The sequence below is a fragment of the Pseudophaeobacter profundi genome (assembly GCF_029697505.1).
Lineage (GTDB): Bacteria > Pseudomonadota > Alphaproteobacteria > Rhodobacterales > Rhodobacteraceae > Pseudophaeobacter > Pseudophaeobacter profundi.
Genome location: NZ_JARJEF010000154.1, coordinates 1 through 322 on the forward strand (window position 1 = coordinate 1; position 322 = coordinate 322).

1 protein-coding gene is annotated in these 322 nt (G+C 38.5%); it reads left to right on the plus strand.

Features of this window, described 5'->3' with window-relative positions; genetic code table 11:
* A partial coding sequence (locus P2081_RS20610) for a hypothetical protein (protein ID WP_278924653.1) occupies positions 1-226 on the plus strand: 226 nt, incomplete at its 5' end.
* Between the last annotated feature and the right edge of the window lie 96 nt (positions 227-322).

A 322-nucleotide genomic window follows, 5' to 3' on the forward strand; every position in this document is an offset into this window, starting at 1 on the left:
TATGACTACTCTGGGTATGGAGGCTACGGATATGGTGATGGCTATGGAGGATATGATCAGTCTTACGGTGCAGGATATGGTGCCCCAGCTCCCAGAGGTGGAAGGGGAAAAGATAAGAGTACGTGTTGATTATTTCGCCCAACGCCACATCGAATCATTCCAATCAAGTTCAGTGATGTGGTTGCAAATTATTTGCAAAATGACTGCACTCGGGAGTGCTTTGTGATTATATTTGTGTATTTATATATTTTTCATGTACAATTTAACATACTTGTTTGTATTTTTAGTTGATAGATTTCGTGGATATTTTCTTTTTGGAAAT